Genomic DNA, 25391 nt, shown 5'->3' with positions numbered 1-25391 from the left:
CCGCCGTGCATCAGGGCACGGTGACTACTGGCACATTCGCTATATCAAAGTTCGCAATAGCATCGTCTCCAACCTAGCGGATGTGCCGCGAAGGGGGGAGCCATGAGTGAACCCGATATCCATCTGAAGAAGTTCCAGAAAGAGCTCAGCGCCGGCACGGTGTCGCTGGCGCTGCTGGCGGTCCTGGCCCGCGCGGGCGAACCGCTGTACGGCTACCTGATCGCCAAGCAGCTGGAACGTGTCGGCGACGGCGTACTCAGCGGCAAGCAGAGTGCCCTGTATCCGGTGCTCCGCAACCTGGAGGGCGGCGGCCTGCTGGACAGCTTCGTCGAGCCCTCGGTCGCGGGCCCGCCGCGCCGCTACTACCGCATCACCGAGGCGGGGCGACAGACCCTGCAGTCCTGGGCCGCCGCCTGGCGCGCCACCCGCGATTCCGTCGATTCCGTGCTTGAGGGGATTCCTGCATGAACACCACCACCCACCCGGGCAGCCGCCTGCCCACCACGATTCCCGAGTATCTGGACCAGTTGCGCGCGGCGCTCGCCGGTGCGGACAAGGCGATGATCCAAGACGCCGTCTACGACGCGGAGGAATACCTGCGCTCGGAACTGGCCGAAAACCCCGGCAAGTCCGAAGCCGAGGTGATCGCCTCGGTCGCCGGCAGCTACGGTGCGCCGGAGGAAGTTGCCGACATCTACCGCGAGACCGAGGTCACCGTCGCCAAGGCCCTGCGTCCGCCGCTACCGCCGAAGCGCAAGTCGCTGCTGGGCCGGTTCTTCGGCGTGGCCGCCGATGCCCGTACCTACGGTGCGCTGTTCTACATGCTGCTGTCGCTGGCCACCGGCACGTTCTACTTCACCTGGGTCGTGACCGGCGCCAGCCTGTCGTTCGGTCTGATGATCCTGATCATCGGCATTCCGCTGCTGCTGTTGTTCCTGATGTCGGTGCGCCTGCTGTCGCTGGTCGAGGGGCGCGTGGTGGAGGTGCTGCTGGGCGAACGCATGCCGCGCCGTCCGCTGTACACGCAGCGCGACAAGCCCTGGACGACGCGCCTGAAGGAACTGTTCACCGACGGCCGCACCTGGACGGCGATGCTGTACCTGCTGCTGATGCACCCGCTCGGCGTCCTGTACTTCTCGGTGGCCATCACGCTGCTGGCCGTGTCGCTGGGCTTCATCGCGGCGCCGGTGGCGTACTTCCTGCCGTTCGATTACGTGATGAGCTTCGGCGACTGGAACATGATCACCGACGCGCCCTGGATGCTGCCGCTGGTGTCCGTTTTCGGCATCGTCCTGCTGTTCGTCACCCTGCACCTGGCGCGCATGGTCGGCCGCTTCCACGGCTGGCTGGCCAAGCACCTGCTGGTGCGCACGCCGGTGGTGTGAAGCCGCAGACACAGAAACGAAGAAAGCCGCCCCCGGGCGGCTTTTCTTTCATAGAGCGGAGCGTGCTCCGCTGCGCTGCGCCACCGTGCGGAGCCGGGCAAGCTCGGCTCTACAGCGTCTGGCGTCAGCCTGCGTATTTCGCGATGAAATCGCGCACCTGCGGGTAGACCTTCTCGCGCCAGCGGCGGCCGCTGAAGATGCCGTAATGGCCGGCCCCCTCGACGGTCAGGTGCTTGTGGTGGGGCTTGGGAATGCCGGTGCACAGGTCGTGCGCGGCAGCGGTCTGGCCCTGGCCGGAGATGTCGTCCAGTTCGCCTTCGATGCTCATCAGCGCGGTCTTCCTGATCGCGGCCGGCTTCACCAGCTCGCCATTGACCTTCCACATGCCGCGCGGCAGCAGGAATTCCTGGAACACGGTGCGGATGGTGTCCAGGTAATACTCGGCCGGCATGTCCAGCACGGCGTTGTACTCGTCGTAGAACCTGCGGTGCGATTCGGCATCCTGAAGGTCGCCCTTCACCAGGTCGCTGTAGAAGTCCCAGTGCGACATGAAGTGGCGGCTGGGATTCATCGCGATGAAGCCGGCGTGCTGCAGGAAACCGGGATACACGCGGCGGCCTTCGCCCGGGTAGGGCATCGGCACGGTGTGGATGACGTTGTGCTCGAACCACGACAGGGGATTGCGCGTGGCCAGGCCGTTGACCTCGGTGGGACTGCGGCGTGCATCGATCGGGCCGCCCATCATCACCAGCGAGCGCGGTGTGGCTTCGCCACGCGCGGCCATCAGCGACACGGCGGCCAGCACGGGCACGGTCGGCTGGCAGACGCTGATCACATGCAGCTTCTCTGCGCCGATGTGGCGGATGAACTCCTCCACGTAGGCCACGTAGTCGTCCAGGCTGAAGGCGCCTTCGGACGCCGGCACCATCCGGGCGTCCACCCAGTCGGTCACGTACACCTTGTGGTTGCGCAGCAGCGTGTGCACGGTATCGCGCAGCAGGGTGGCGTGATGGCCCGACAACGGCGCCACCACCAGCACCACCGGGTCGTCCTTCAACAGTGAGATGGTGTCGGCATCGTCGGTGTAGCGCTTGAAGCGCAGCAGCCGGCAGAACGGCTTCTTCAGCGCTTCCAGTTCCACCACGGGCACGGTACGGCCATGCGCCTCGACCTCGCGGATCTCCCACGCCGGCTTTTCGTAGTCCTTGCCGATGCGGTGGACGAGTTCGTTGCCCGCCGCGATGCGTTCCGCGCCTGGCAGGTTGGACAACCAACTGGTCGGGGCGGAGAAGATGCGCGCGTTCGCTTCGGCCATGTAGGCCAGCGGCGCCATCCATGCGCGTCCGAGTTCGTGCAGTTGGTACAGGGTCATGTCAGTCCGGAATCCCGATTTTGGTGCGTGGTGCTGCGCCGCAGCATACCGCAAAGGGTGAGCTGCCGCCCGTGGCCTGTTCAGGTTATCGGCCGGTAATCCGCAGCCTCCAGTACCGCCACGTCGCCAGCCAGGCGTGGGCCCAGCCAGCAGTGATTGCCGACGGACTGGAAGCCCTCACCGTTGAAGGCCTGCCGGTACCAGGCCGCCCTGCGCGACTGGAAGCCGTCGTGATCGCCCTCGAAGTCGTCTTCCTTGGCGAACGTCTCCAGGAAGGCCACCCCGCCGCACAGTTCCGCCAGTCCGGTCAGGCCGCGCTTCAGTTCGCGCGTGGGCACGTAATGCAGTACATCCGAGCACACCAGCAGGTCGACCGGTTCGCAGGGGCGCAGGTACTGGAAGTCTTCGAAGCGCGCGTAGTGCAGGTTGCGTGTGCGCCCGAAGCGGCGGATCGCGTACTCGCTGCTGTCGAAGCCCAGGTACTGCAGCTTCGGTCGCAGCTTCAGCAGCGGTGCGCGCCAGGCGCCTTCGCCGCATCCGATGTCGAGCACCGTGCGGATCGGGCGCTCCAGGTGGTACTCGGCCACCGCGACGGCCAGTGCGACCTTGCGCGCGAGCCGGGGTGCGCCGCCGATGTCGCCGTCGCGGTACCAGCGCTGGAAGTAGTCGGCGTCGTAATGCTTGGTCATTGAAATACGCGGGTAGTGGAAAAGAAGCGCTTGGTCGTCAACCCGGCGGTTTTCAACAGCCGAATGGCTGGTCAAGCCGGGATCCACGTTGCCGTTGCATTTCCGTGGGCGGTGCGCAGCGGCAGAATCAAGCGGGGTTCCAGCTTACGCTGGAACGACGGCAAGCTGGCATCCCGGAAGTTGGACAGTCCCTGCGACGGTAGCGGAGAATCCCTCATCACCCTTCCAAGCGATGGAGTCGGCCAGCGTGGACCAAGCCAGCCCTTACCTGTGGGTCAAGACCTTCCACCTCGTCTTCGTCATCGCCTGGATGGCGACGGTGTTCTACCTGCCGCGCATCCTGGTCAACCTGGCCGAGACGTCGGGCCAGGCCGACGTGCAGGCGCGCCTGCAACTGATGGGACGCCGCCTCTACGGTTTCGGCCACAGCATGTTCGGCATCGCGGTGATCCTGGGCCTGGTGCTGTGGTTCTACTTTGGCATCAGCGGCGGCTGGCTGCATGCCAAGCTGACGCTGGTCGCGCTGATGCTGGTGCACTTCATCGTCACCGGCCGCTGGCTGAAGGGCGCCGCGAAGGGCAAGTCGCTGCCTTCGCCCACCGCGCTGCGGTGGTTCAACGAACTGCCGCTGTTCGGGCTGATCGGGGTGGTGTGGCTGGTGCTGGCCAAGCCGTTCTGAGGGCGGTGCCGGCCAGGCCGGCACGCTGACTCACTTCTTCTCGAAATTTCCCGGTTTCGGCAACTCCACCGGTACCCCGTTTGCGTCGCAGGTGCCTGCGGCGCACAGGCGCGCGCGCAGCTTCGGCGCGGCCTGCACGATGACGTGGTAGATCGTGTTCTGTTCCAGCGTGCCGCGGAAGGCGTCGCTGCCGGGGCCGATGGCCCAGATGCCCACGTCTTCGCCGCCGTGCGATTCGGACTTCAGCGGCACCAGGGCTTCCTGCAGGTAATCGGGATGCTCGGTGTCGACATGACTCAGGTCCGGGCGGCCTTCGGCGGGCTCGACGCTGCTGGGCGCATGCAGGAATTTCTTCGGGCCGGCGGGCTGCCGGTTGCTGGCGCCGGTGTAGCCGGGGCCGTTGGCATAGCTCAGCGTGGTGAAGGTCAGGCCGGTCTGGTCGCGGGCCAGGTCGCCCGGCGTGTCGTCTTCGCCGCCCTGGCCGCGGACCTTGCCGAGGATGGGATTGCCGCGTACGGGGTAACCGACGAAGTTCAGCGTGTGCGAGTGGTCGGCCGTCACGACGATCAGCGTGTCGTCGCGCGAAGTCGCTTCCAGTGCGGTCTGCACGGCATCCGACATGGCGACGGTCTCGTCGAGCGCACGATAGGCATTGCCGTAATGGTTGGCGTGGTCGATGCGCGCGCCTTCCACCAGCAGCACGAAGCCGTTGGGATTGCCTGACAGGGTGCGGTCGCCGCGCGGGTCAGCTCGGCCAGCGAGGGCTCGCCTTGGTCGTCCTTGCGGCGGTCGTGTTCGAACTGCATGTGGTCGTATTCGAACAGGCCCAGCAGCTGCGGTGCATCGGCGGCGGCTTTCAGCTGCTGCGTGTTGGTGACGTACGCGCCCTGCGGATGCGCCTGCTGCCATTCGGCCACCAGGTTGCGGCCGTCCAGGCGCTGACCGACCTTGTCGTCCTCTTCGGGGTCGCGGACATCGATCGGCAGGAACTCGCCACGCCCGCCGCCCAGCGCGACGGTGGGGCCGCGGCCGAAGCGCGCGGCGGCAAGCAACTGCTGCGCGATGTCCTTGCAACCCGCTGCCGCGGCTTCAGGCGGCAGGTCGGTGTCGTTCTCCCAGTCGCGGTGCGAGACATGCGCATACGTCGCGGCAGGCGTTGCATGGGTGAGGCGCGCGGTGGTGACGACGCCCGTGGCCAGGCCGGCGCTGTCGGCCAGCGTCAGCCAGCTGAGCAGGTCCTTGCTGCCGTCGGGCGTGCATTCGCCCTTGCGGCCCGACGACACGCCGATGGCGCCCATGTGCGACTTCACGCCGGTGGCGATGGCGGTCATGGTGCCGGCCGAGTCGGGCGTCTGCGAATCGGTGTTGTAGGTCTTGCTGAAGGCGGTGTGCGGGAAGCGCTCCCAGCTCAGCAGGTTCTCCTCCCCCGGCATGCCTTTGCGCTGGCCTTCGAAGATACGCGCGGCGGCCACCGTGGTCAGGCTCATGCCGTCGCCGAGGAAGACGATGACGTTCTTCGCCTTGCCTTGCATCGCGCCTTGGGCGGCGGCCTTCGCCGCACCATTCCGATACCACCACTGCGGACTCTCACCCTGCGGGTGCGCAACCGCAGGCACGTCGACGTGCAGCGCTGGTGAGGAAGAGGGCGTGGTGCTGGCGCAGCCGGCCAGGGCGGTGAGCAGGGTCATGCCGGCGAGCGGCGACACGAAAGAACGCAGGAGCATGGCGAACCGGGAGAGGGCGGACGCGCCATTATGCCGCCCGTGCAGTGTCCTGTTCATGACACCCGGCATTCCGTGAGCAGGGTCGCGGGGTGGCAGACCTTGGGCTAAGGTGTCGCGTCCACCCTGTGGGTCGTACGGATGAAGCTGGTTGCAGCCTGGTTGAGGATCCCGTTCTGGCAGCGCGTCGTCGCCGGCTTCGTGCTGGGCGCAGTGGCGGGCTGGCTGATGGGGCCGGCCGCGGGTACCTGGTTGAAGCCGCTCGGCGACCTTTACGTCACGCTGATCAAGATGATCGCGGTGCCGCTGGTGTTCTTTGCGGTGATCAATGCCGTGTCCAGCCTGCACGGGCAGAAGTCCGTGGCCGCGCTGGGCGGACGCACGTTCCTGTGGTTCGCTGCGACGGCCGCGCTGGCGGTCTGCGTGGGCCTGGCGGTGGGCTGGGTGGTGCAGCCGGGCAAGGGGCTGACCGGGCTGATGATGGCGCCGGATTACCAGGTGCGCGAAGTCCCCACGCCGGTACAGGTGCTGCTCGACATCGTGCCGGCCAATCCGTTCAAGGCGCTCACCGAGGGGAAGATCCTGCAGGTGATCTTCTTCGCCGGCCTGCTGGGCTTCGCGCTGGTCAAGCTGGGCGAGCGCAGCGCCGGCCTGCGCAAGCTGGCCGGCGAGGCCAGCGACACCATGGTGCAGGTCACCCGCTTCGTCCTGGAGATGACGCCGATCGGTACGTTCGGCCTGATCGGCAGCCTGGTCGGCACCTATGGATTCGAGAAGCTGCTGCCGCTGGGCAGCTACATCGGTGCGCTCTACCTGGCCTGCGCGCTCCACATCACCGTCGTGTACGGCAGCCTGCTGCTGGCGCACGGGCTCAACCCATGGAAGTTCTTTCGCGGCGCCGCGCCGGGCATGCAGGTGGCGTTCGTCAGTTCGTCCAGCTTCGCTTCCATGCCGGTCGCGCTGCGCAGCGTCACCCACAATCTGGGTGTGGACAAGGACTACGCCGCATTCGCGGTGCCGCTGGGCGCCAGCATCAAGATGGACGGCTGCGGTGCGATCTATCCGGCGCTGACGTCGATCTTCGTGGCCCAGTACTTCGGGCTGGAGCTGTCGATGAACCAGTACTTCGTCATCCTGCTGGCATCGGTGCTGGGCAGCTTCGGCACGGCCGGCGTGCCGGGCACGGCCACGGTGATGGTCACCCTGGTGCTGAGCGCCGCCAACCTGCCGCTGGAAGGCATCGGCTTGCTGGTGGCGATCGACCGCATCCTCGACATGATGCGCACCATGACCAACGTGACCGGGCAGATGCTGGTGCCGGTGCTGGTGGCGAAGGAGACCGGACTGCTGGACAGGGAGGTCTACGAATCGGCATCGACGAACGTGGGCCTCACGGACGATGCTGCGTCCACGCCATGAGTGACGTGGGCCGGATCGAACTGGTCGAGTCGTTCCCCGACGCGCCGACTTACAGGCACCTTCGTATCGAGACGGGGCTGTCCCCCAAATCGCAGGAAGCCGCCGAGCGCGGCCTCGCGAACACACTGTACGGCGTCAGCCTGCTGTAGGCCGGTGAGGTGATCGGCATGGGACGGGTGGTCGGCGACGGCGGCACCGTCTTCGTCGTCGTGGACATCGCCGTGCGGCGGGACCACCAGGGGCAGGGGCTGGGCAAGCGGATCATGGCGGCGCTGGATGCATGGTTGCGTGCGAATGCGCCGCCATCGGCCTACGTCGTGCTGATCGCTGACGGAGACGCCCGACACCTCTATACGCAGTTCGGCTTCGCCGAAACCGCACCCGCGTCCATCAGCATGGCCTATGTGGCGTGTGGCCCGGGGAGCGGCGATTGGCCCGCGGCGTCGCGCCCGCCGCGCGACACCCACCACGCGAACACCGCCGCGGTGACGAACATCAGCAGGCTGTAGACCGCCGCCGGTACCGAGATGGTCGCGTTCTGCAGCACGTTGAGTGCGATGAAGATGGCCAGTGTGCCGTTGTGGATGCCGATCTCCATGGCGATGGCGATGGCCTGCTTCTTCGGCAGGCGCAGCGCCAGCGGTGCGGCGTAGCCGGCGCCCATGCTGGCCAGGTTGAACAGCAGGCAGGCCAGGCCGACGATGGCGAAATAGGTGGTCAGGGTTTTCCATTCCTGCGCCACTGCCGCGACCACCAGCAACGCCAGCACGAGCACCGACAGCAGGCGGATGGGCTTTTCGGTGCGCGCTGCGAACCCGGCGGCCCTGGCGCGTATAACCATGCCGATGGCGACCGGCAGCAGGATGATGGCGGCGACCTCGATCACTTTCTTCGTCGGCGGCGGCACGTACTGGCCGGCGCCGAGGAAATACTCCAGTGAAAGATTCAGGATCACCGGCAGCGTGAGCAGGCAAAGCAGGCTGTTGATCGCGGTCAGGGTGATGTTCAACGCCACGTCGCCGCGCGCGAGATGGCTGTAGATGTTGGCGGTGGCGCCGCCGGGCGAAGCGGCCAGCAGCATCAGGCCGACGGCGAGTTCGGCCGGCAGGCCGAAGCCCAGTGCCAGCCCGAACGCGGCCCAGGGCAGCACCAGCGTCTGCAGGGCGAGCCCGATCAGCACCGCGCGCGGGTAGCGCGCCACGCGACGGAAGTCGTCCAGCGTCAGTCCCAGTCCCAGCCCGAGCATGATGATGCCCAGGGCCAACGGCAGCAGCAGGTTGGTCAGCAGTGAAGCCTGCATCGCGTACGACTCCCCTTCGGCGCGAAACAACAGGTGGCGCGCGGTGTTGGCGCGTCGGCCGGAGGATGGCGGCAGGGCACCATGCGGTGCAAGCTGCGCTGCACCGTCGCCCAGAATGCAGAAGGCCGCGCGTGGCGGCCTTCATCATGTCGCGGAAACCTTCCGGCGCTTACATCGCGACGCGACGACCGCTCAGGTAGCGGTTGGCCCAGTAGCCGGTCAGCAGGCTGTCCACGCGCACGTCCTTGCCACGGCTGGGCGAGTGCAGGAAACGTCCTTCGCCCACGTAGATGCCGACGTGGTTCACGCGGCCCTTCAGCCCGAAGAACACCAGGTCGCCCTGGCGCAGTTCTTCACGTGCCGCGACCAGTTCGGCGTCCGCCTTGCTGGCCATGTCGCGGGACACGCGCGGCAGTTCGATGCCCAACGCGGTGCGGAACACGTAACCGACCAGCCCGCTGCAGTCGAAACCGCTGTCGGGCGAGGTGCCGCCCCAACGGTAGGGCGTGCCCATCAGGGCCAACGCACGCTGCAGCACGGCCTGGACCTTGCCGCCCTGCTGTTCCTGGGCGACCACGCCTTCCTTGCTCAGGTCGTACGCGGCCAGCAGCTTGCTGATGTCGCCGGCAACCATCGCCGAGCGGTCGACCAGCGGCAGCGTATCGCTGGCGGCCAGGCGCGGAAGCAGGGCGGAGAGAGGGGCGGTGGCGGCCTCGGCAGCCTTTTCCTTGACGCTGGTGGTCACCGGCTTGGAGGGCGCCGGGGCGGGGGAGACGACATCGGTCGACGCCTGCGTTGACGCGGCGTCGACGCCCGCCGGGGCAGTCTGTGCCTGCGCGATGGCGGCCATGGCCGTCAGGCCAAGCCCCAGAAGGAGTCGGGAAACCCCACGCGAAGGACGGTGGGTGGCGGCAGGCTGGCCTGTTGGCAGGTCGTCGTCGGTCGTCACGCGGGCGAGGGGTTTAACAAGTCAGCAGCGATAATGCCGTCTGATCGGCGCGATTTGGTTCATAAATCGTTATTTATTCGTTAATTGTGAACGGCCGGCGTCACAGAGTTGACCGATTCCTAACGAAGCACGCGTTTTGCGCCGGTGTAGTGGTCCCGCCAGTAGGGGCCGTCCAGATGGTCCAGCCGCACCGTGCCTCCGGTGCTGGGCGCGTGCACGAACCGGCCCTCGCCTACGTAGATGCCCACGTGGGTGACGCTGCCGCGGCTGCCGAAGAACACCAGGTCGGCCGGGGCCAGGCGACGGGGTTCGATCTTCGGCCCCTGTACCTGTGCCAGTTCCCGCGAGGTGCGCGGCAGGCGCAGGTCCAGCATGTCCCGGTACACGTAGGTCACCAGGCCGCTGCAGTCGAAGCCGGACTCGGGGGTATTGCCCCCGTACCGGTAAGGGGTGCCCACCAGGCCGATCGCCCGCATCAGTACCGAGGTGGCGGCGGCAGGATCGTCGGCCTGCACGACCGGCCAGTCGCGCGGGGCCGGCGGTGCGGTCCTGTGCGCCTGCGGCTTCGAACCGCCGCATCCGGCCAATGCCAGCAGGGCGCCGCAGAGCAAGGCGGCGGCCCACCGTTGAAGTGGCGCGGGCGCGGGCAAGCCGGGATAATGTCGGACCTTCATCGCGGCGCATCTTCGCCGCATTCCCTTGCGGCCGACAAGCCGCCCCCGTCCTGCCCGCTGGCAGGCCCCGCCCAGAGTCCCGCATGAAAATCGCAAAAGACAGCGTCGTCCGTTTCCACTACACCGTGTCCGAAGTCGGCCAGGAGCCGATCGAGAGTTCGAAGGACCGTGAGCCGCTGGCCATCATGATCGGCCACGGCAACATCATCCCGGGCCTGGAGAACGCCATGCAGGACCGTGAAGCCGGCGACAGCTTCGGCGTGGACGTGGCGGCGGCCGATGCCTATGGCGAGCGCCGCGACGGCCTGACCCAGCGGGTGCCCAAGAAGCACTTCGGCAACCAGCGCCTGGTGCCGGGCCAGCAGGTGGTGCTGCAGACCAACTTCGGTCCGCGTGCCGTGACCATCCAGAAGGTCGGCATGAGCGTGGTGGACGTGGATCTCAACCACCCGATGGCGGGCAAGGACCTGCACTTCGACGTGGAGATCGTCGACGTGCGCGAGGCCAGCCCCGAAGAGATCGAGCATGGTCATGTGCATGGCGAAGGCGGCCATCACCACTGAGCCCCACCACCGCTGCACCTGCAACGGCCCGCGAAAGCGGGCCGTTTCTTTTGGCATGTGGGAAGCGTCGGGCGACGTGGTCTAATCCCGGCATCGAACAGGGGAAGGGAATGTCGGCAACGATCACGGGGAACCTGTCACCGATCGCGGTGACCGAGCGCATCGAAGCGATGGACGTGCTGCGCGGTTTCGCGCTGCTGGGCATCCTGTTGATGAACCTGGAGGGCTTCGTCGGCCCAGTAATGGCGGCGGCGAGCGGCGTGGATCCGGCGTTGACCGGCGCCGACCGCATCGTCGACCTGCTGGTCTATGTGCTGGTGCAGGGCAAGTTCTACACGCTGTTCTCGCTGCTGTTCGGCATGGGATTCGCCGTGATGTCGCAGCGCGCGGAGCAGGCGGGCCGGCCGTTCGCGGGCACCTATTGGCGGCGCGGGCTGGTGCTGCTGGCCATCGGCATGCTGCATGCGGTGTTCATCTGGGCAGGCGACATCCTGATGATGTACGCGCTGTGCTCGTTCCTGCTGCTTGCGTTCCGGCCGCTGCCCTACCGCTGGTACGCCTGGCTGGGACTGGCGGCGTACGTCGCGCCGATCGCCTTCATGTACCTGATGGGCGCCATGGGGTCCCTGCTGGCCGGCACCGAGGCCTGGGACAAGGTGATGGCGCAGATCGGCGCACAGTTGCAGGCGCTGATCGAAAGCGAACGTGCGGCCTATGGCGGCGGCAGTTATGCGGACGCGACGTGGCAGCGCCTCAAGAGCGCCGGCATGGCGCTGAGCAACATCAGCATGTTCGGGTTCATCGCCTTCGGGCTGTTCCTGCTGGGGGCCTGGTTCGTGCGCAGCGGCGCCATCGCGCGGCCACGGGAGTTCGGTCGCCTCTATGGGCTGCTGCGCTGGGGTGCCTGGCCGCTCGGCCTGCTGGCGATGCTGGGGTCGCTGGCGCTGTCGCCGACGATGGACTTCGCCACCTTCAGCCTGCGTCTGTCTACGGCCTTCGCGCTGCAGATGACGGCCAACCTGCTGATGTGTCTGGGCTACCTGGCGTGGATACTGAAGGCCCTGCAGGCGCCGGTGTTCGAGCGGGCGCTGTCGGTGCTGGCGCCCGCCGGCCGCATGGCCCTGACCAACTATCTGCTGCAGTCGCTGGTGTGCACCTGGATCTTCTACGGTTATGGCCTGGGGTATTTCGAGCAGTTGCCGCGCGCATGGCATCCGCTGTTCGCGCTGGTGCTGTTCGGAGGGCAGGTCCTGCTGAGCCATGCCTGGCTGTCGCGCTTCCGGTTCGGCCCGGTGGAATGGCTGTGGCGGTCGCTGACCTACGCATCGCCGCAACCGATGCGGCTGCAGGCGCGGTGATTCGGAATACACTGTCGGGGTGAATCCCCCCCACGACGACGTCCTCATCATCGGTGGCGGCGCCATCGGTCTGGCGACCGCGCTGGCCCTGCTCGAAGCCGGCCGCGGCGTCCGCATCCTGGAGGCCGGTGCCGTTGGCGGCGGCGCCTCGCACGGCAACTGCGGCACCATCACCCCCAGCCATGCACCGCCACTGGCCGCCCCCGGCGTAGTGGCGCAGGCGCTGCGCTGGATGTTCACGCCGGACGCGCCGCTCTACCTCAAGCCCCGCGTCGATCCGGCGCTGTGGCACTGGCTGCTGCGCTTCGCCGCCCGCTGCAATCCGCGCGATTGGCGGCAGAGCACGCAGGCGCGCGCGGCGCTGCTCAACGATGCCCGTGCCCGGCTGGCCGACTGGGTCAGCCGCTACGGCCTGCAGTGCGAATTCGAGGAAGAGGGCCTGGACTACGTCTTCCGTGATCCACGCAGGTTCCAGCAGTATGTGGACGAGAGCGTCGTGCTGAAGACGTTCGGCATCGCCACGCAGGTCTTCGGCGGCACCGACTACGAACGGGAAGAGCCGGCCATGCTGCCCGGTGTGGCCGGTGCCATCCGGTTCCCCGGCGATGCGCGCCTGCGCCCGGACCGCTATGTGGCCGAACTCGCGCGCGTGGTGCACGAACGCGGTGGCGTGATCGAGGAACAGTGCCGGGTCGATCGACTGGAGCCCACGTCCGATGGCGTTCGCCTGGCGACGTCGCAGGGCGAGCGAAAAGGAGGCGACGCGGTGATCGCGCTGGGCGCGTGGACGCCCGCATTCGCGCGCCGGCTCGGTATCCGTGCCCCGATCCAGCCAGGCAAGGGCTACTCGATCACCTATTCGCGCCCTGCGCGCGTGCCGCGCCATCCGATGGTGCTGAAGGACCGGTCGGTCTGCGTCACGGTCTGGGGCAGCGGCTTCCGCCTGGGCAGCACGATGGAGTTCTCCGGCCATGACGACACGCTCAATGCGACGCGCCTGGCGGCGCTGGAGCGGGGCGCACGCGAGTTCCTGCGCGAGCCCGTCGGCGCCGAGGTGCACGAGCGCTGGTGCGGGTGGCGACCGATGACCTGGGACGACCTGCCTCTGCTCGGGCGCGCACCGGGACAGCGCAAGGTCTGGATCGCCGCGGGCCACGGCATGCTGGGCATCAGCATGAGCACCGCCACCGGGCAACTGATGGCCGACCTGATGACGGGCCGTCCGCCGGCCTTCGATCCTTCGCCCTACCGACCGGAGCGCTTCGCATGACGCCGCAGGACTTCGACCTGATCGTGATCGGAGGCGGCTCCGGCGGACTGGCCGGCGCTTTCCGCGCGGCCTCGTACGGTGCGCGCGTGGCCCTGCTGGAGCCGAAGGAACTGGGCGGCACCTGCGTCAATGTCGGCTGCGTGCCGAAGAAGGCGATGTGGCTGGCGGCCGAGCTCTCGCAGAAGATCGCGATGGCCTCGTCGCTCGGTTTCGACACGCCGCCGCCGGTGCTTGACTGGAAGGAGTTCATCGTCCATCGCCAGCGCTATATCGCGGGCATCCATGCCAGCTACCGCAAGCGGCTGGACGAAAGCGGGGTGGTGCTGATGCCCTGCCACGGACGGTTGCTCGATGCGCACACCGTGGTGAACGCCGATGGCGTGCCGCTGCGTGGGGAACATCTGCTGATCGCCACGGGGGGCCGACCTTCGCGGCCGGACATCCCGGGCGCGGCGCTGGGGCCGGTGTCGGACGATTTCTTCAACCTGTGCGCGGCACCGCGACGCGTGGCCATCGTCGGCGGCGGGTACGTGGCGGTGGAACTGGCCGGTGTGCTGCAGGCGCTGGGCAGCCAGGTGGAACTGTTCGTGCGCGGGCCGCGGTTGCTGGACGGGTTCGAGGTGCAGATCACCGCTGAACTGGCCGACGACATGCGGCAACACGGCGTGCACCTGCATTTCGGCCATGCGGTGGCCGCGCTGGAGGAGGCGCCCCACGACGGCGTGATCGTGCTGGCGGAAGACGGGACGCGCAGCGAGCGCTTCGACCGTGTGATCTTCGCGACCGGCCGTACGCCGAATACCGGCGGCATGGGTCTGGAAGACGCGGGCGTGGCCACCGATGCGCGTGGCTTCGTGCAGGTGGATGCGTGGCAGGTCACGAACGTACCCGGGATCCACGCGGTGGGCGACGTCACCGGTCAGGCCGCGCTGACGCCGGTGGCCATCGCCGCGGCACGGCGCCTGATGGACAGGCTGTTCGGTGGGCAGGCCGAAGCCCGCCTGGACTACCGCGACATCGCCACCGTCGTGTTCTCGCATCCGCCGGCAGGCAGGGTGGGGCAGACCGAAGAAGAAGCCCGCGCCGAGCATGGCGACAACGTGAAGACCTACACCACGCGGTTCCGCCCCATGCTGCATGCGCTGGCCGACTCGCCGCAGCGCAGCCTTTTCAAGCTGGTGTGCGTGGGCGAGGAGCAGCGGGTGGTGGGCCTGCACCTGCTGGGTGAAGGTGCCGACGAGATGCTGCAGGGGTTCGCGGTAGCGGTGAAGAAGGGCATCACGCTGGCGGACCTGCACGACACCGTGGCCATCCATCCCACCAGCGCCGAGGAAGTGGTGCTGATGCGCTGAATCCGCGGGGCGCGGCGATACAATGCCGCCATGGACACCTACACGCTGCACCAGGGCACCGCGCCACTTTTCATCAGCCTGCCGCACAACGGCACGCAGGTGCCCGACGACATCGCCGCACGCCTGACGCCCGAGGCACGCCGCGTGCCGGACACCGACTGGCATGTCGCCGAGTTGTACGACTTCGCGCGCGCGCTGGGGGCTTCAATCATCGTGCCGGTGTACTCGCGCTATGTGGTCGACCTGAACCGGCCCGAGGACGATGTCTCGCTGTATCCCGGCCAGAACACCACCGGCCTCTGTCCCATCGTGCGTTTCAGCGGTGACCCGGTGTACCTGCCGGGCCAGGGCCCTGCGCCGGACGAAATCGCCGCCCGCGTCGACGCCTACTGGCGGCCCTATCACCAGGCGTTGCAGCAGGAACTGGTCCGCATCCGCGAGACACATGGCCGTGCGGTGCTGTGGGAAGGCCATTCGATCCGCAGCGAAGTGCCGTTCCTGTTCGAAGGACGGCTGCCGGACTTCAATCTGGGTACCGCGGCCGGTGCCAGTTGCTCGCCTGCGTTGCAGCAGGCGCTGGAAGCGGTTCTCGCGTCGCAGGCGGACTACAGTTTCGTGGTCAACGGCCGGTTCCGGGGCGGCTACATCACCCGGCACTACGCCGATCCGGCCCACCAGGTGCAGGCCGTCCAGCTTGAGCTGGTGCAGCACACCTACATGGACGAGGACAGCTTCGACTACCTGCCAGGACGCGCCGCGCCCACGCAGGCGCTGATCCGGCGTCTGCTGGAATGCACGCTGGCATGACCGTGTGCCGAGGGGCGGGCCGGGCGCGGAGGATGAACTGGCCCAGCCGCTGGATGTGGCACCCGCCGAAGCGGTCGACGCGCCGTCCACCCATTCCGCAATGCGCGCGGTCAGCCGCTCCGGCCTGGGTCTCGCCGCGCTGGGCGCCATCGCATTTTCGGGCAAGGCGATCATCGTCAAGCTCGGCTATCGCTACGGCACCGATGCGGTCACGCTGCTGGCGCTGCGGATGCTGGTGGCGTTCCCGTTCTTCCTGGCGATGGGCGCATGGGCCGCCCAGCGCGGTGAGCCCCTGGTAGCGGCGGACCGCTGGCGCATCCTGTCGCTCGGCTTCCTCGGCTACTACCTCGCCAGCTTTCTGGACTTCGCGGGGCTGGCCTACATCACGGCCACGCTGGAACGGCTGATCCTGTATCTCACGCCGACCCTGGTGGCGCTGATCGGCTGGCTGGCGTTCGGTCGCCGTATCACCCGTCGGCAGGCGCTCGCGCTGCTGGTCAGTTATGCGGGCGTGGCCCTGGCGTTCGGTCACGACCTGCAGGTGGGTGGTGCCGACATCATGCTCGGGGGTGGATTGGTGTTCGGCAGCGCGCTGGCGTATGCGATGTACCTGGTGGGCCGCGGCGAGCTGGTCGCGCGCGTGGGCGCGGTGCGCCTGACCGCCTACGCGAGCAGCGTGGCCTGCGTGCTGTGCCTGCTGCAGTTCGTGCTGCTGCGGCCGCTGGATGCGCTGGTGCTGCCGTGGCAGGTGTATGCGCTGGCGCTGGTAAACGGAACGCTGTGCACCGTGCTGCCGGTGCTGGCGGTGATGATGGCGGTGGCGCGGATCAGCTCTACGCTGGCCGCGCAGGTCGGCATGATCGGTCCCGTTTCGACCATCGTGCTGAGCCTGCTGCTGTTGGGCGAGCCGATGGGGCCGTGGCAGGTGGCGGGCACGGTGCTGGTGATGGCTGGGGTGTTCATGGTGTCGCAGCAGAAGAGCGTCGCCCGATGATCCCGCGCATCTAAGCGGGGGCGCTCGCATCGGCGAGCCAATGCACCACGTGCGACAGCGCGGCAGCATGGCTGTCGCCGGCATCCCGCCGCTCCCGGTAACGCTGCAGTTGCGCGTGGGCACTGGTGCCTTCTTCCAGGATCCGCCAGACGCGCTCGACCTGCCGTTCGCAACCGAGTGCGCGGATGTCGTCGTCCAGCGCCTCCAGCGTGTTCTCCAGCATCTCGCGCACCGCCACCAGGCGGCGGCTGCCCAGATCGATCAGCCCGGCATCGAACCCGTGGCGCTGCGCCCGCCACAGGTTTTCCGCCACGATCGCCTGGTCGCCCGCATGCAGGTCGGCGTACAGCGATGGCCTGCGCTCGAGGTGCCGCACCAGACAGCGGTAGAGCTGTGCGATGGCCAGTGCGTCGCACAGGTCGGTGCAGGCATCGGTGACGCGCAGTTCCAGCGTGGGAAAGGCCCGCGATGGCCGCAGCGCCCACCACAGGAAGCTCGCGTCCTGGATCGCGCGTCCATCGGTCATGCGCTGCACGTAGTGGTCGTATTCGGTCTGGTCGCGGAACAGCGGCGGCAGTCCGGTGCGCGGGATCTCCTGATACGCCGTCTGCCGGTAACCCATCAGGCCGGTGGCATGCCCCATCCAGAACGGGGACGATGTGCTCAGCGCCAGCAACAGCGGAAGGAACGGTTGCATGCGCGCCATTAGTTCCACGCGACGGCCGGGATCGGCCGGCTGCACGTGCACGTGCAGGCCACACAGAAGGTTGCGTTGCCCCAGCATCTGCAGCTCGCCCATCACGTGGTCGTAATGGGGCTTGTCGGTACTGAGCTGGCCGCGCCACTGGGCAGAGGGGTGCGTGCCGGCTGCCACGATGCCGAGTCCGTGCCGCTCCGCGACCGCGGCGACAGAGCGGCGCAGCGTGCGCAGGTCCTCTTCGGCCGTGTCAGGGTCATCGTGTACCAGGGTCTGGACTTCGACCTGGGTCTGCAGCATCTCGCTGCCGAAGCGTTCGCCCAGCGCTTCCCGGCATTCGGTGAAGAAGCGCCGCGGCATGTGGCGCAGCCGGCGGCCGTTGCGGCGTACCAGGAAGTACTCTTCCTCGAGGCCGAACGTGTAGGGATGAGCGGCGGGCCCGGATGTGGAGGTCATCTCCGGGTTATCGCACCGGCCGGGTGAACGCGATGTTCAACCGCTGCGCGCCATGGCACCGGTCGCAGGAAAACCAGGCCATCGCGACGGCCTCGTGCAATGAACGGTTGCGATCAGACGTCCAGCGACGCCAGGTCGCCCTTGGTCTCCAGCCACGTCTTGCGGTCGCCTGCGCGCTTCTTCGCCAGCAGCATGTCCATCAGGCCACGGGTCTGCAGGTCGTCGTCGACGGTTAACTGCACCAGCCGACGCGTATCCGGGTGGATGGTGGACTCGCGCAGCTGGGAGGGATTCATTTCGCCCAGGCCCTTGAAGCGGGTGACGTTGACCGCGCCGCGGATCTTCTCGCGCTCGATCTTCTCCAGCAGCAGACGCTTCTCTTCCTCGTCCAGCGCGTAGAACACCTGCTTGCCCACGTCCACGCGGAACAGTGGCGGCATCGCCACGAACACGTGGCCGGCAGCGACCAGCGCGGGGAAATGGCGCAGGAACAGCGCGCTCAGCAGCGTGGCGATGTGCAGGCCGTCGGAGTCGGCATCGGCCAGGATCACCACCTTGCCGTAGCGCAGGCCGCTGATGTCGTCCTTGCCCGGGTCGCAGCCGATCGCCACGGCCAGGTCGTGCACCTCCTGCGAGGCCAGCACGCTGCCCGATGCGACTTCCCAAGTGTTCAGGATCTTGCCGCGCAGCGGCAGGATGGCCTGGAAATCCTTGTCGCGCGCCTGCTTGGCCGAACCGCCGGCCGAGTCGCCCTCCACCAGGAACAGCTCGGTGCGCGACAGGTCCTGGCTGATGCAGTCGGCCAGCTTGCCGGGCAGCGCAGGGCCCTGGGTGACCTTCTTGCGGACGACCTGCTTCTCGGTCTTCAGTCGGGCGCTGGCGCGCTCGATGGCGATCTGCGCGATCTTCTCGCCCAGGTCGACGTGCTGGTTCAGCCACAGGCTGAAGGCGTCATGCGCCGCGCCCTCGATGAAGCCGGCGGCCTGGCGCGAGGACAGGCGTTCCTTGGTCTGGCCGCTGAACTGCGGGTCGGTCATCTTCAGCGACAGAACGAAGGTCACGCGGTCCCACACGTCTTCGGGCGCCAGCTTCACGCCGCGCGGCAGCAGGTTGCGGAAGTCGCAGAACTCGCGCAGCGCGTCGGTAAGCCCGCTGCGCAGGCCGTTGACGTGGGTGCCGTGCTGTGCGGTCGGGATCAGGTTGACGTAGCTTTCCTGGACCAGTTCGCCTTCGGGCACCCAGGCCACGGCCCAGTCGACGACTTCGCTGTCCTTCTTCAGCTGGCCAACGAACAGATCCGGCGGCAGCAGTTCGCGGCCGGCCATCTCGCCCTTGAGGTAGTCGCGCAGGCCATCCTCGTAATGCCAGCTGTCGCGCTCGCCGGTGGCTTCGTCGAACAGGGTGACGTTCAGGCCCGGGCACAGCACGGCTTTCGCGCGCAGCAGGTGGCGCAGGGCGCGCACGTTGAACTTCGACGTATCGAAGTACTTCGGGTCGGCCCAGAACCGCACGCGCGTGCCGGTGTTCTTCTTGCCGACACTGCCCACCACCTCCAGCGGCGTGGCACGGTCGCCGTTGCGGAAAGTGATGCGATGTTCGCTGCCGTCTCGCTTGATGTGTACTTCCACCAGGGTGGACAGCGCGTTCACCACGCTCACGCCCACGCCGTGCAGGCCGCCGGAAAAGGTGTAGTTCTTGTTGCTGAACTTGCCGCCCGCGTGCAGCCGCGTGAGGATCAGTTCCACGCCGGGGATCTTCTCCTCCGGATGGATGTCCACCGGCATGCCGCGACCGTCATCGCTGACTTCGCAACTGCCGTCCTTGTAGAGAGTGACCTCGATGCTGCCGGCATGGCCGGCCAGCGCCTCGTCCACCGCGTTGTCGATGACTTCCTGCGCCAGGTGGTTGGGGCGCGAGGTGTCGGTGTACATGCCGGGCCGGCGCTTGACCGGGTCAAGGCCGGAAAGGACTTCGATGTCGGCGGCGTTGTAACGACTGCTCATGGGGTCTGCGGCGTCTCAGCGGGGCGGTGCGGCGCCCGGCAGGGCGTCGCTGGTGGGTGGATTGTAGTGATAGTCGCCAGGGAAACTCTTGCCGTTCCCAGCGTCGCGCCGTGGCGGCAGCACGCGGTCCGGCGGCGCACGGGGCATGGGAAATGCATTCGACATCCTCTGTCGGGGGCGTCAGGGTGCGGCAGTGTGCCGCCTGCCCCATATTTTCGCCATGTTCAGTCGCACCGGCTGAAACTGCGCGCGTGGACAGGGACGCCCTTGGGATCGCCGCCCGGCGCCCCCAGATTTCCGCCATCCACGAGGAGCCTTGCCATGAAGTCCCGAAACCTGTTGCTGCTGTCCGCCGCCGCTGTCGGCGCGCTGTTCGCGGTCCAGGCGTTCGCCCAGTCCAAGACCGCGACCGACGCCGACAAGCCCAAGCAGGACCAGTCCCAGACCAGTGATCCCTCCGATCCGGAAGCCAAGGCGCGCCGCCGTGCGGCCAACGAGGCCGCCGCCAAGCAGCGCAAGGCCGCCGAGGGCCAGCAGAAGAAGGCCGGCGAGGAAGAAGAAGAGCGCAAGCCCTGATCCAGGCCTTCCCGGAAACCCTTGCAGGGCAAGGGTTTCGAGGTGCCTCGATGCGTCAGGACGCCCCGCTTCGGCGGGGCGTCGCGCTTCCGGGCGACACGTGTTGCCTGTAGACTATGGCTTTCCGGAGCCCCGCCATGACTCCCCTGATTTTCGTTACCGGCGGCGTTGTGTCCTCGCTAGGCAAGGGCATCGCCGCCGCTTCGCTTGCGTCCATCCTCGAAGCACGTGGCCTGAAGGTCACGATGATGAAGCTGGACCCCTACATCAACGTCGACCCGGGCACCATGAGCCCGTTCCAGCACGGCGAGGTGTACGTCACCGACGACGGCGCCGAGACCGACTTGGACCTGGGCCACTACGAGCGCTTCGTGCGCACGCGCCTGAGCCGCAAGAACTCCATCACCACCGGCCGGATCTACGAGAACGTGATCCGCAAGGAGCGCCGCGGCGACTACCTGGGTGCCACGGTGCAGGTGATCCCGCACATCACCGACGAGATCCGCCGCTGCATCGACGAGGCCACAGAAGGCTTCGATGTGGCGCTGGTGGAGATCGGCGGCACGGTGGGCGACATCGAGTCGCTGCCGTTCCTGGAAGCGATCCGCCAGATCCGCACCGAACGCGGCCCCGAGAAGGCGCTCTTCATGCACCTGACGCTGGTGCCGTACGTCGCCGCCGCCGGCGAGTTGAAGACCAAGCCCACCCAGCACTCGGTGAAGGAACTGCGCTCCATCGGCATCCAGCCCGACGTGCTGCTGTGCCGCTCCGAGCAGCCGATCCCCGATTCCGAGCGTCGCAAGATCTCGCTGTTCACCAACGTGCCCGAGCGCGCCGTCATCAGCGTGCCGGACGTGGACGTGCTGTACCGCATCCCGATGGGCCTGCACGGGCAGGGCCTGGACGAGATCGTCCTGCGCCAGTTCCGTATCGACAACGCGAAGGCCGCCGACCTGTCCGAGTGGGAAGCCGCAGTAGACGCCACGCTCAATCCGCTGGACGAAGTGACCATCGCCGTCGTCGGCAAGTACGTCGACCATCAGGACGCCTACAAGTCCGTGGGCGAGGCGCTCAAGCACGGCGGGCTGCGCCAGCGCACGCGCGTGAACCTGAAGTGGATCGAGGCGCAGGACCTGGAAGGCACCGACATGGCCCTGTTGCAGGGCGTGGACGGCATCCTGGTACCGGGCGGCTTCGGCGATCGCGGCTTCGAAGGCAAGGTGCTGACCTCGCGCTTCGCGCGCGAGCACAAGGTGCCGTACTTCGGCATCTGCTACGGCATGCAGGCGGCCGTGGTGGACTATGCGCGCCACGTGGCGGGCCTGGTCGATGCCAACAGCACCGAGAACGACAAGCAGTCGCCGCACCCGGTCATCGGCCTGATCACCGAGTGGCGCACCGCCGCCGGCGAGATCGAGAAGCGCGACGAACGTTCCGACCTGGGCGGCACCATGCGCCTGGGCCTGCAGGAGCAGCGCCTGAAGCCCGGCACGCTGGCGCGCGAGCTGTATGGCAAGGACGTGGTGGCCGAGCGCCACCGCCATCGTTACGAGTTCAACAACCGCTACCGCACCCAGCTGGAAGACGCCGGCCTGGTCATCGCCGCCAAGTCGATGGACGACCTGCTGGTGGAAATGGTGGAACTGCCGCGCACCGTGCATCCGTGGTTCCTGGCCTGCCAGGCGCATCCGGAATTCCTGTCCACGCCGCGCGACGGTCACCCGCTGTTCGTCGGCTTCATCCGTGCCGCGCGCGAAAAGAAGGCCGGCGGCAAGCTGCTGAAGGAAGCGCGGGCGTAAACGCATGTCCCTTCTCCCGCCGGGAGAAGATGCCCCGAAGGGGCGGATGAGGGCCCGGCGGAATCCGGTATGTTCCAGTCTCCGTATTCCGCCGTACCCTCACCCCAACCCCTCTCCCGGGGGAGAGGGGCTCAAACGAGAGGTGTGTGAATGAAGCTTTGTGGATTTGACGTCGGCCTGGACCAGCCCCTGTTCCTGATCGCCGGCCCGTGCGTGATCGAGTCGATGCAGCTGCAGATCGACGTCGCCGGTCGCCTGAAGGAAATCACCGGCAGGCTGGGGATGAATTTCATCTTCAAGTCCAGCTTCGACAAGGCCAACCGCACCTCCGGCACCAGTTTCCGCGGCCCGGGCATGGAAGAAGGCCTGAAGGTGCTGGACGCGGTGAAGAAGCAGGTCGGCGTGCCGGTGCTCACCGACGTGCACGAGTACACGCCGATGGACGAGGTCGCCGCCGTCGTGGACGTGCTGCAGACCCCTGCCTTTCTCGTGCGCCAGACCGATTTCATCCGCAAGGTCTGCTCCGCCGGCAGGCCGGTCAACATCAAGAAGGGCCAGTTCCTCTCGCCGTGGGACATGAAGCCCGTCGTCGAGAAGGCCAAGTCCACCGGCAACCAGGACATCATGGTCTGCGAGCGCGGCGCGTCGTTCGGCTACAACAACCTGGTCAGCGACATGCGCTCGTTGAGCGTGATGCGCGACACCGGCTGTCCGGTGGTCTTCGATGCGACGCATTCGGTGCAGTTGCCGGGCGGGCAGGGCAGCAGCTCCGGCGGCCAGCGCGAGTTCGTCCCGGTGCTGGCGCGCGCGGCGGTCGCCGTGGGCGTGGCGGGCCTGTTCGCCGAAACCCACCCGGACCCGGCCAAGGCCCTGTCCGATGGCCCGAACGCCTGGCCGCTGGACAAGATGGAAGCGCTGCTGGAAACGCTGCTGGCGCTGGACTCCATCACCAAGAAGAACGGTTTCCTAGAATCCACTCTCTGAGCTGAGCAGACGACACGATGATGACCATCGCCAAGATCCACGCCCGCGAGATCCTCGATTCCCGCGGTAATCCCACCCTCGAAGCCGAGGTCACGCTGGACGACGGCTCCTTCGGTCGCGCCATGGTGCCGTCCGGTGCCTCGACCGGCACCAAGGAGGCCGTGGAACTGCGCGACGGCGACAAGACCCGTTACCTGGGCAAGGGCGTGCGCAAGGCGGTGGAGAACGTCAACGGCCCCATCGCGAACGCGCTGCACGGGTTCGACGCCACCGATCAGGAAGGCCTGGACCGTCGCCTGATCGACCTGGACGGCACCGAGAACAAGGGTCGCCTGGGCGCCAACGCGCTGCTCGGCGTGTCGCTGGCCAACGCGCATGCGGTGGCGGCCTCGAAGAAGCAGCCGCTGTGGCAGTACCTCGCCACCGGCGACGTGACGCTGCCGGTGCCGATGATGAACATCATCAACGGTGGTGCGCACGCGGACAACAACGTGGACTTCCAGGAGTTCATGGTGCTGCCGGTCGGCTTCGACTCGTTCGCCGAGTCGCTGCGCGCCGGCACCGAGATATTCCACTCGCTGAAATCGGTGCTGAAGGGCCACGGCCTGAGCACGGCGGTCGGCGACGAGGGCGGTTTCGCACCGGACTTCCGCAGCAACGTGGAAGCGCTGGATACCATCCTCGAAGCCATCGGCAAGGCCGGTTACACCGCGGGCGAGGACGTGCTGCTGGGCCTGGACGTGGCCTCCAGCGAGTTCTTCGACAACGGCAAGTACCACCTGGTGGGCGAGAACAAGCGCCTGACGAGCGAGCAGTTCGTCGAATTCCTCGCCGACTGGGCCGCGCAGTACCCCATCATCACCATCGAGGACGGCCTGGCCGAGGACGATTGGGCGGGCTGGAAGCTGCTGACCGACCGGATCGGCAAGAAGGTGCAGCTGGTCGGCGACGACCTGTTCGTCACCAACCCGAAGATCTTCAAGGAAGGCATCGAATCCGGCACCGCCAATGCGATCCTGATCAAGGTCAACCAGATCGGCACCCTGAGCGAGACGCTGGAAGCGATCGCGATGGCGCACCACGCGGGCTACGCGGCGATCGTGTCGCACCGTTCCGGCGAAACCGAGGACACCACCATCGCCGACATCGCGGTGGCCACCACGGCCACGCAGATCAAGACCGGTTCGCTGTGCCGCAGCGACCGCGTGGCCAAGTACAACCAGCTGCTGCGCATCGAAGAAGCGCTGGGCAGCAAGGCGCGCTATGCCGGCCGCAACGCCTTCGTGTCGCTGAAGAAGTAGTCCATGCGCAAGGCGCCCTGGCTCCTGCTGGTGCTTGTGCTGCTGCTGGGATGGCTGCAGTACAAGTTCTGGTTCGGCGTCGGCAGTACGGGCCAGGTCGTCGCGCTGGAACAGCAGGTCGCGGCGCAGAAGCGCGAGAACGCGGGCCTGCAGGAGCGCAACGACGCCCTCGCCGCCGAAGTCGAGGACCTCAAGTCCGGCGAATCGGCGGTGGAGGAGCGCGCGCGCAGCGAGCTGGGCATGATCAAGCCGGGCGAGACGTTCTACCGCGTGGTGGAGCCTGTGCCCGCCACGCCTGTGTCGGACGATCCGGCGTCCGCCGACGCGGACGAAGAGGCGGCGCCCTGATGGCCGGTGTCTGGGCCGTGGTCCCTGCCGCCGGCCGTGGTACCCGTTTCGGAAGCGAACTGCCCAAGCAGTACCTGACCGTGCACGGTCGCCCGCTGCTTGCCTGGACGCTGCAGGCCCTGTTCGCCCATGACGCCGTCGAAGGCGTGGTGGTGCCGCTGTCGGAGAACGATCCGGACTGGCCGGGCTGGACGGATTACGAGGGTCGGCCGCTGATCGCCTGTACCGGCGGCGCGACGCGTGCCGCATCCGTGCTGGCCGGCCTGCAGGCATTGCCGGCCAGCGTGCGCGCGGACGATTTCGTGCTGGTGCACGATGCGGCCCGCCCGAACCTGGGGCGGGAAGACCTTGCCCAACTGCTGGAGCGCGGCCGGAACGATCCGGTCGGCGCGATCCTTGCCGCCCCCGTGCGCGATACCCTCAAGCGCGCGGGCGACGATGGCGGCATCGACGGCACCGAACCGCGCGAGCGGCTGTGGCGCGCCTTCACCCCCCAGCTGTTCCGCCGCCTGCAACTGACCCGTGCGCTGGAAGCCGCCACGGCCGAAGGCGTCGAAGTCACCGACGAGGCCATGGCGATGGAGCGGTTGGGCCTGCGCCCCTTGCTGGTCGAAGGCGCGGAAAGCAACTTCAAGATCACCACGCGCGCGGACCTTGAAAGGTTCGAATTCGAGCTTTCGCGCCGCACCTGAGCC

Annotated in this window: 22 protein-coding genes and 3 pseudogenes; 17 read left to right on the top strand and 8 right to left on the bottom strand. The window is 67.5% G+C overall.

Annotated features, from left to right (window positions below; genetic code table 11):
• The first annotated feature begins 102 nt into the window (after positions 1-102).
• On the top strand, positions 103-468 hold the full coding sequence (locus CSC76_RS09890; RefSeq protein ID WP_162109843.1) for a PadR family transcriptional regulator: 366 nt from the start codon (positions 103-105) through the stop codon (positions 466-468).
• Positions 465-1385: a sensor domain-containing protein gene (locus tag CSC76_RS09885; protein ID WP_162109842.1), complete on the top strand. Its 921-nt coding sequence runs from the start codon at positions 465-467 to the stop codon at positions 1383-1385. Before CSC76_RS09890 ends, CSC76_RS09885 begins: the two co-directional genes overlap by 4 nt.
• A gap of 133 nt (positions 1386-1518) precedes the next feature.
• On the opposite strand, the pseudogene CSC76_RS09880 reads toward CSC76_RS09885, so the two are convergent.
• Positions 1519-2757 (bottom strand): annotated as a pseudogene (locus tag CSC76_RS09880) (polyhydroxyalkanoate depolymerase); the annotation flags it as partial.
• Positions 2758-2837: 80 nt separating this feature from the next.
• The gene (locus CSC76_RS09875; RefSeq protein WP_162109840.1) at positions 2838-3446 is read right to left on the bottom strand and encodes a class I SAM-dependent DNA methyltransferase; all 609 of its coding nucleotides are present in this window, start codon (positions 3444-3446) and stop codon (positions 2838-2840) included.
• A gap of 247 nt (positions 3447-3693) precedes the next feature.
• On the opposite strand from CSC76_RS09875, the gene CSC76_RS09870 reads away from it, so the two are divergent.
• Positions 3694-4125, top strand: a complete 432-nt coding sequence (locus CSC76_RS09870; protein ID WP_274382092.1) for a CopD family protein — start codon at positions 3694-3696, stop codon at positions 4123-4125.
• Positions 4126-4155: 30 nt separating this feature from the next.
• Here the strand turns inward: CSC76_RS09870 and CSC76_RS09865 are convergent.
• A pseudogene (locus CSC76_RS09865) lies at positions 4156-5849 on the bottom strand (alkaline phosphatase family protein).
• 138 nt (positions 5850-5987) lie between these two features.
• Here CSC76_RS09865 and CSC76_RS09860 point away from each other — a divergent pair.
• Both CSC76_RS09860 and CSC76_RS09855 read left to right on the top strand, forming a co-directional pair.
• Positions 5988-7265, top strand: a complete 1278-nt coding sequence (locus CSC76_RS09860) for a dicarboxylate/amino acid:cation symporter (protein ID WP_162109838.1) — start codon at positions 5988-5990, stop codon at positions 7263-7265.
• A pseudogene (locus CSC76_RS09855) lies at positions 7262-7774 on the top strand (GNAT family N-acetyltransferase). Before CSC76_RS09860 ends, CSC76_RS09855 begins: the two are co-directional and overlap by 4 nt.
• Here CSC76_RS09855 and CSC76_RS09850 read toward each other — a convergent pair.
• The 3 genes from CSC76_RS09850 to CSC76_RS09840 all read right to left on the bottom strand — a co-directional run bounded on the left by CSC76_RS09850 (position 7666) and on the right by CSC76_RS09840 (position 10188).
• Positions 7666-8565 (bottom strand): bile acid:sodium symporter family protein, encoded by a 900-nt coding sequence (locus CSC76_RS09850; protein ID WP_162109837.1) that lies wholly within the window; start codon positions 8563-8565, stop codon positions 7666-7668. The pseudogene CSC76_RS09855 and the gene CSC76_RS09850 overlap by 109 nt on opposite strands.
• Before the next feature lie 169 nt (positions 8566-8734).
• Positions 8735-9514 (bottom strand): C40 family peptidase, encoded by a 780-nt coding sequence (locus CSC76_RS09845; protein ID WP_238394926.1) that lies wholly within the window; start codon positions 9512-9514, stop codon positions 8735-8737.
• Between the two features lie 119 nt (positions 9515-9633).
• Positions 9634-10188, bottom strand: coding sequence for a C40 family peptidase (locus CSC76_RS09840; RefSeq protein ID WP_162109835.1), 555 nt, complete (start codon positions 10186-10188; stop codon positions 9634-9636).
• An 83-nt stretch (positions 10189-10271) separates the two neighbouring features.
• On the opposite strand from CSC76_RS09840, the gene CSC76_RS09835 reads away from it, so the two are divergent.
• From CSC76_RS09835 to CSC76_RS09810, 6 genes are all read left to right on the top strand, one after another.
• A complete protein-coding gene (locus CSC76_RS09835) occupies positions 10272-10751 on the top strand; it encodes an FKBP-type peptidyl-prolyl cis-trans isomerase (protein ID WP_162109834.1) in 480 nt (159 codons plus the stop codon).
• 110 nt (positions 10752-10861) lie between these two features.
• Positions 10862-12109 (top strand): DUF418 domain-containing protein, encoded by a 1248-nt coding sequence (locus tag CSC76_RS09830; protein ID WP_162109833.1) that lies wholly within the window; start codon positions 10862-10864, stop codon positions 12107-12109.
• A gap of 19 nt (positions 12110-12128) precedes the next feature.
• Positions 12129-13379: an NAD(P)/FAD-dependent oxidoreductase gene (locus tag CSC76_RS09825; RefSeq protein ID WP_162109832.1), complete on the top strand. Its 1251-nt coding sequence runs from the start codon at positions 12129-12131 to the stop codon at positions 13377-13379.
• Positions 13376-14731 (top strand): glutathione-disulfide reductase, encoded by a 1356-nt coding sequence (gene gorA, locus CSC76_RS09820; RefSeq protein WP_162109831.1) that lies wholly within the window; start codon positions 13376-13378, stop codon positions 14729-14731. The genes CSC76_RS09825 and gorA overlap by 4 nt, the downstream gene beginning before the upstream one ends.
• 30 nt (positions 14732-14761) lie before the next feature.
• Positions 14762-15538 (top strand): N-formylglutamate deformylase, encoded by a 777-nt coding sequence (gene hutG, locus CSC76_RS09815; protein WP_162109830.1) that lies wholly within the window; start codon positions 14762-14764, stop codon positions 15536-15538.
• Between the two features lie 100 nt (positions 15539-15638).
• A complete protein-coding gene (locus CSC76_RS09810) occupies positions 15639-16532 on the top strand; it encodes a DMT family transporter (protein ID WP_162109854.1) in 894 nt (297 codons plus the stop codon).
• Positions 16533-16542: 10 nt separating this feature from the next.
• Here CSC76_RS09810 and CSC76_RS09805 read toward each other — a convergent pair whose 3' ends face one another.
• Both CSC76_RS09805 and parE read right to left on the bottom strand, forming a co-directional pair.
• Positions 16543-17685 carry a carboxylate-amine ligase gene (locus tag CSC76_RS09805; protein WP_162109829.1) on the bottom strand — a complete coding sequence of 381 codons (1143 nt, stop codon included), beginning with the start codon at positions 17683-17685 and terminating at the stop codon, positions 16543-16545.
• A 113-nt stretch (positions 17686-17798) separates the two neighbouring features.
• The gene (parE, locus tag CSC76_RS09800; protein WP_162109828.1) at positions 17799-19688 is read right to left on the bottom strand and encodes a DNA topoisomerase IV subunit B; all 1890 of its coding nucleotides are present in this window, start codon (positions 19686-19688) and stop codon (positions 17799-17801) included.
• 321 nt (positions 19689-20009) lie between these two features.
• Between parE and CSC76_RS09795 the strand changes: the two genes are divergently transcribed.
• From CSC76_RS09795 to ispD, 6 genes are all read left to right on the top strand, one after another.
• A complete protein-coding gene (locus CSC76_RS09795; RefSeq protein ID WP_162109827.1) occupies positions 20010-20264 on the top strand; it encodes a hypothetical protein in 255 nt (84 codons plus the stop codon).
• A 137-nt stretch (positions 20265-20401) separates the two neighbouring features.
• Complete coding sequence (gene pyrG / locus CSC76_RS09790) at positions 20402-22063, top strand: CTP synthase (RefSeq protein WP_162109826.1); 1662 nt, start codon at positions 20402-20404, stop codon at positions 22061-22063.
• Between the two features lie 150 nt (positions 22064-22213).
• Positions 22214-23047, top strand: a complete 834-nt coding sequence (kdsA, locus tag CSC76_RS09785) for a 3-deoxy-8-phosphooctulonate synthase (RefSeq protein ID WP_162109825.1) — start codon at positions 22214-22216, stop codon at positions 23045-23047.
• 17 nt (positions 23048-23064) lie between these two features.
• Positions 23065-24348, top strand: a complete 1284-nt coding sequence (gene eno / locus CSC76_RS09780) for a phosphopyruvate hydratase (protein ID WP_162109824.1) — start codon at positions 23065-23067, stop codon at positions 24346-24348.
• 3 nt (positions 24349-24351) lie between these two features.
• Positions 24352-24696, top strand: a complete 345-nt coding sequence (gene ftsB, locus CSC76_RS09775) for a cell division protein FtsB (protein ID WP_162109823.1) — start codon at positions 24352-24354, stop codon at positions 24694-24696.
• A complete protein-coding gene (gene ispD / locus CSC76_RS09770; RefSeq protein WP_162109822.1) occupies positions 24696-25388 on the top strand; it encodes a 2-C-methyl-D-erythritol 4-phosphate cytidylyltransferase in 693 nt (230 codons plus the stop codon). Before ftsB ends, ispD begins: the two co-directional genes overlap by 1 nt.
• The last annotated feature ends 3 nt before the right edge of the window (positions 25389-25391 follow it).

Source organism: Pseudoxanthomonas mexicana, assembly GCF_010093385.1.
In the GTDB taxonomy this organism is placed as follows: Bacteria; Pseudomonadota; Gammaproteobacteria; order Xanthomonadales; family Xanthomonadaceae; genus Pseudoxanthomonas_A; species Pseudoxanthomonas_A mexicana.
Note: the sequence above shows the minus strand (reverse complement) of the source record. Positions and strands in the feature narration are given on the sequence as shown.